Consider the following 5,360-nt stretch of genomic DNA (forward strand, 5'->3'; position numbering starts at 1 on the left):
GTCTGCCGCAGACTTAAAATTTCAAACTCATTCAAAGACGCTCAAAAGACAAGCCTAAGCGGGTCAAATTTATCAAAGAATAAAAAACCTTAGGCTATAATCCCCCATTTACAAAGGACTTTCTTGCAGGCAAACGGACTAAGTATCCTCATCGCGCTAGCTTTTATCATCTTTACGTCGCCGTATTTTTCTAAAATTTTACGCATACCTATCGCGCCCGCAGAGATTATTTTGGGTTCGGTAGCCGGGTATTTGGGCTTTATCGGGCACAACGAAATATTTAAAATCGTGAGTGAAGTCGGCTTTTTTTACCTCATGTTTTTAGCGGGCACGGAGGTCGATCTCAAGCTATTTTTCACGATAGATAAAAAGATCCTAAAAACGGGCGTCATCTATCTGGCGATACTCTACCTGCTCTCGGCGCTACTGACGTTTTCGTTTGATCTAAACCGCCTTTTTATCCTCATCGTGCCGCTGATGGCCGTGGGCATGATATTTACGCTGTTTAAGGAGTACGGCAAAAACGAGGAGTGGCTAAATATCGGCATGCTCATCGGCTCGATCGGCGAAGTCGTGAGTATCACGCTGTTAACCTTCGTCGGCGCGTATATGAAATTTGGCGCGGGTAGCGAGCTAGCATTTTCGGTCATATATCTGAGCGGATTTTTAGCCGCGGCAGTGATCGGCTACAAGACGCTAAACGTGCTGTTTTGGTGGTATCCGCAGCTGCGCGTCATCCTGATGCCCCACTACGACAACTCCGAAAAAGACATCCGCCTGTGTATGGCGCTGTTTTTTGGCATCATCGCGCTTATGCTTTATTTAAATTTAGAGATCGCGTTTGGCGCGTTTGTGGCGGGGACTTTTATCGCGACGTTTTTCGATCACAAAAAGGACCTCCCGCACAAGCTTGCTAGCTTTGGCTTCGGCTTTTTGGTGCCGACCTTTTTCGTCCACATCGGCTCGACGTTTAAACTTAACGCCTTTATGATAGACGGGGTCGTGCGCGACGCAATGCTGATAACGGGCGTCATGATAGGCTTTAGACTAGCGGCTAGCACGGTGTTTTTAAACATCCTTGGGCTAAAAAATACCGTACTTTTCGCGCTATCGCACTCGATGCCGCTGACGCTTCTCATCGCCGTTGCTACCATAGCCTACAAATCAGGCGGCATAAATGAAAATTTTTACTTCTCTTTCATACTAGCAAGCCTAACTCAGGCTATAATAGTCACGATATGTATTAAAATTTTAATGAGCGTAAAATCAAATTTACAAAGGAGCTAAGATGAGCGATACGGTTACGCTAACCGACAACAGAAACGGCAAAAGCTACGACTTTCCGATACTTCATGGCACCATGGGCCCCGACGTCATCGACATCTCGACCTTTTTTAGCGATACGGGGATGTTTACGTTTGACCGCGGCTACAGCTCGACGGCGATGTGCAAGAGCACGATAACCTACATCGACGGACTAAAAGGCGAGCTGATGTACCGCGGCTACGACATCGCATATCTTGCCGAGCACAAGACCTTCATCGACGTGGCGTATCTACTGCTAAACAGGGAGCTACCCAACGATCAGCAGTACGATGCCTTTAAACTCGAGCTTAAAAAACGTAGTTTCATCCACGAGGGCATGATGAAACTATTTGACGCATTTCCGGATAAGGCGCACCCGATGGCGATCCTGCAGGCGGCGGTCTCGGCGCTTTCTGCGTTTTACTTTGATCACCTAAACATGGACAAGCCAGAGGAGTACCACGAGATGGCGATGCGAATAATCGCCAAGATCCCGACCATAGCGGCGTTTTCTTATAGGTTTTCTCGCGGACTGCCGATCATTTATCCAAATTTAGACCGCGGCTTTACGGAAAATTTCCTCTACATGATGAGGAGCTACCCGTACGAGCACGTAAATTTGCGTCCGATCGAGGTCAAGGCGCTTGATACGGTCTTTATGCTGCACGCCGATCACGAGCAAAACGCCTCCACGACGACCGTGCGCACGGTGGGCTCGACGCACGCGCACCCGTATGCGTGTATAGCTGCTGGTATCGGAGCGCTATGGGGCTGGGCTCACGGCGGCGCGAACGAAGGCGTCATCCGCCAGCTAGAGCAGATCGGCTCGGTCGAAAACGTGGACAAATATATCGCCCGCGCCAAAGATAAAAACGATCCGTTTAGGCTGATGGGCTTTGGTCACCGCGTGTATAAAAACTTCGATCCGCGCGCCAAGGTGCTAAAATCTATGTGTGACCAGCTGTTTGACGAGATCGGCATAAACACCGAGCTTCTAAAAATCGCCAAAAAGATCGAGGAGATCGCGCTAAACGACGAGTATTTCATCTCGCGCAACCTCTACCCGAACGTCGATTTTTACTCGGGACTGATTTTAAAAGCCCTTAGCATACCAAACGATATGTTTGCGGTTATCTTTGTCATCGGTAGGATTCCTGGCTGGATCAGCCAGTGGATAGAGCTAAAAGAGCAGGAGAGTATAAAGATCGTGAGGCCGAGGCAGTTGTACGTGGGCGAGACGAACAGAACGCCGAAATAATTTTAAATTTGACGGCTTGTCTTTTTCCGCCATACGTCGTTAGCGGCTCGGTCGGCTTCGGTCACGTATTATATATACGCTCCCTCGCCTCGTTCGCCACTGCCTCGTCTGACGAAAAAATACGACGCCTTAACTCTTTAAGTTAAGGCAGAATTTACGTTTTCAGGGTACGGGTCTGGGCAACTCAAATTTGCAAATTTGACTTTAAATTTGAACACAAAACGACAAGGCGAAGTATTTTGAGATGAATTTGAATGTTGTGCGGAAATTTTCGTCCCAAGGCTAGACAGATAGTCTGCCGCAGGGCGAAAATTTCAAACTCATTCAAAGGCGCTCAAAAGACGAGCCGCTAAAAAAGAAACCAAAATGCAAAAATTACTAAACCTAGCCAAGCTTGCGGCCATCAAAGCAGGCGACGAGATAATGAAATTTTACGCCCACAAGGGCTTTGACGACGATGTTTTGGCGGCTCGCTCGACCTTGAACGAAAGCGTATGCGGCAAAAACGGCCGGGATTTCGAGGTAAATTTAAAAACAGATCATTCGCCCGTGACCTCAGCCGATCTTGCGGCAAACGCTGCGATATTTAAAACGCTAAAAAGCTCACAGATCCCGATCTGCTCGGAGGAAAAGATTTTGGGCGAGTCTGCGCGGACATTTTGGCTCATCGACCCTCTAGACGGCACGAAGGACTTTATCGAGGGTAGCGGCGAGTTTTGCGTCTGTATCGCGCTCATAGAGGACGGTCGCCCGGTTCTTGGCGTTATCTACGCGCCCGTTACCGGCGAAATTTATAGTGCGGCAAAGGGTGAGCCAACGCAAAAAGAGCTTTATAAAAACGGTGCATTTATCCCGCAAATTTTAGCCGTAAACGAGAGAGCGCCGCAAACGATAATCAGCGGCAAACGCGGCAAAAACGTAACGGCCGGCAAGCTCGCAACCGCTCTAAATTTTGACATCGCGCGGCTAAGCTCGGCGATCAAATACTGCCGCATCGCCGAAAACCTCGCGGGCGCATACATGCGCTACTCGCCAAGCTCTATATGGGACAACGCCGCTGGCGAGATGATCGCTGCGGGCGCGGGAGCAAAGATGATCGATCTAGCGACGCTAAAAACGCCGATCTACGACGCAGCCGCGCTAAAAAACAACGAATTTATCGTCATCGCAAAGGATTTTTTAGACCGTGAGGATGAAATTTTACGAGCGATAAAGCAGATAAATTTATAAACTAAAAGGCGACTCGCCGCCACGAGAACGCCGCTGTTTTTGGCGACGCCTTGCAAATTTGGACAGCTAAAATTTGACGACAAAAACCGCCAAATTTACCTTTTTTTCGCGAATTTTTCGGTGAACAAACCCTTAAATGCTAGCTAAAATTTAATCACCGACCGTAAAATCCGAAATTTCCAGCCGCTAAAAGTCAAATTTAAACAAAGCAAATTTGGCCAAAAGCCGAATCTAAATCCTCGTTAGCTCGCTTCTCGGACTCGCCTGCAGATCAAGACCCGCAAACTCGCCGCGCAGGTATTTTTCGCGTCCCGCGCGCGCGATCATCGCAGCGTTATCGGAGCAAAACTCCAGCGGCGCACAGATGAGCTCGCAGCCGTATTTATCGCACAGAGCCTTTAGACGGGAGCGCAAATTTAGATTCGCGCTCGCTCCGCCCACGACGCCGAAACGCTCGAATTTACGCTCGGCAAAGATCTTTTCTAGCTTGTTTAAAATATGCTTGCAAGCCGTATTTTCAAAGGCAAAGCAGATGTCGGCAACGTCCTGCGTGCCGAGATTTCCGCTTTCGGCAAGCTTTTCGGTTTCGACGCGAACCTGATTTTTGAGCCCAGAGAAGCTATACGCCGTGCGAGCGTCGCCAAGCAGCGGCACGGTAAATTTAAACCTCTCGCGCCCACTCTTTGCCGCCTTTTCGACCGCTACGCCGCCCGGATACCCAAGCCCCAGCATCTTTGCGACCTTGTCAAAACTCTCGCCAAAGCTATCGTCCATCGTCGCGGCTAGCACGCTCACGGCCCCGTCCGCGGCGATATCTAGCACCATCGTGTGCCCGCCGCTAACGAGCAGTACGCCCGCAGGCAGCCGCGCCTCCTGCGCCAAAAATAGCGAATACACGTGCCCGGCGAGGTGGTTTACCGCGATCAGCGGCACGCGCAGCGACGAGGCGAGCGCCTTTGCCATCGCGACGCCGCCCACTAGACTCACGGAGAGTCCGGGCTCGTTCGTGACGGCGACGGCTTTGACGCGGGGTAGCTCGGGTTTGATCTGCTCTAAAATTTTAGGCAACGCAGCCGTATGAAGGCGCGCGGCTAGCTCCGGTACCACTCCGCCAAATGCGCAATGCTCGGCATCTTGCGAGATTTTTTTGTGAAATTTTAGCTCCAGCGTGTCGATGTCCAGTAGCGCCACCGAGCTATCGTCGCAGCTACTTTCTATACCTAAAATCAGCCCGCCCGCACTGCCATGTCGTAAATTTTCGCTCATTTTTTAATTTTTCCTTTTTTAGCGCATTTTACCGCTTTTTGCTTTCGCGGTTATAAATTCGGCGCGGTTTTTGACGAAGGCGACAAAATACGCGGACAAATCGCTTGCCGTAAATTTGCGACGAAACCGAATTTGAATAATCTTGAATCCAAATTTGACGCACCGAGACCAGCACCTTTAAGGTACTAAATTTGGTTTTGTTAAATTTGATGTTATGCATTAAATTTAATCTTTCGTGTTAAGGGGGAAGGGGCTTGAATTACGCTCTGCTTTGCAGTTGCGAGGCAACGCCGAAGCAAAA

4 protein-coding genes are annotated in these 5,360 nt (G+C 49.6%); 3 read left to right on the plus strand and 1 reads right to left on the minus strand.

The window, feature by feature from the left end; translation table 11 throughout:
- The first annotated feature begins 123 nt into the window (after positions 1-123).
- The 3 genes from Q0200_RS02570 to Q0200_RS02580 all read left to right on the plus strand — a co-directional run bounded on the left by Q0200_RS02570 (position 124) and on the right by Q0200_RS02580 (position 3,793).
- The gene (locus Q0200_RS02570; RefSeq protein ID WP_297937368.1) at positions 124-1,287 is read left to right on the plus strand and encodes a cation:proton antiporter; all 1,164 of its coding nucleotides are present in this window, start codon (positions 124-126) and stop codon (positions 1,285-1,287) included.
- Position 1,288: 1 nt separating this feature from the next.
- Positions 1,289-2,563 (plus strand): citrate synthase, encoded by a 1,275-nt coding sequence (locus tag Q0200_RS02575; protein WP_297937371.1) that lies wholly within the window; start codon positions 1,289-1,291, stop codon positions 2,561-2,563.
- A gap of 366 nt (positions 2,564-2,929) precedes the next feature.
- Positions 2,930-3,793: a 3'(2'),5'-bisphosphate nucleotidase CysQ gene (locus Q0200_RS02580; protein ID WP_297937373.1), complete on the plus strand. Its 864-nt coding sequence runs from the start codon at positions 2,930-2,932 to the stop codon at positions 3,791-3,793.
- Positions 3,794-4,024: 231 nt separating this feature from the next.
- Here the strand turns inward: Q0200_RS02580 and tsaD are convergent, their stop codons facing one another.
- Positions 4,025-5,023: a tRNA (adenosine(37)-N6)-threonylcarbamoyltransferase complex transferase subunit TsaD gene (gene tsaD / locus Q0200_RS02585; protein WP_297937374.1), complete on the minus strand. Its 999-nt coding sequence runs from the start codon at positions 5,021-5,023 to the stop codon at positions 4,025-4,027.
- Positions 5,024-5,360: the final 337 nt, after the last annotated feature.

Origin of the sequence: uncultured Campylobacter sp., assembly GCF_938045225.1 — a bacterium.
In the GTDB taxonomy this organism is placed as follows: Bacteria; Campylobacterota; Campylobacteria; order Campylobacterales; family Campylobacteraceae; genus Campylobacter_A.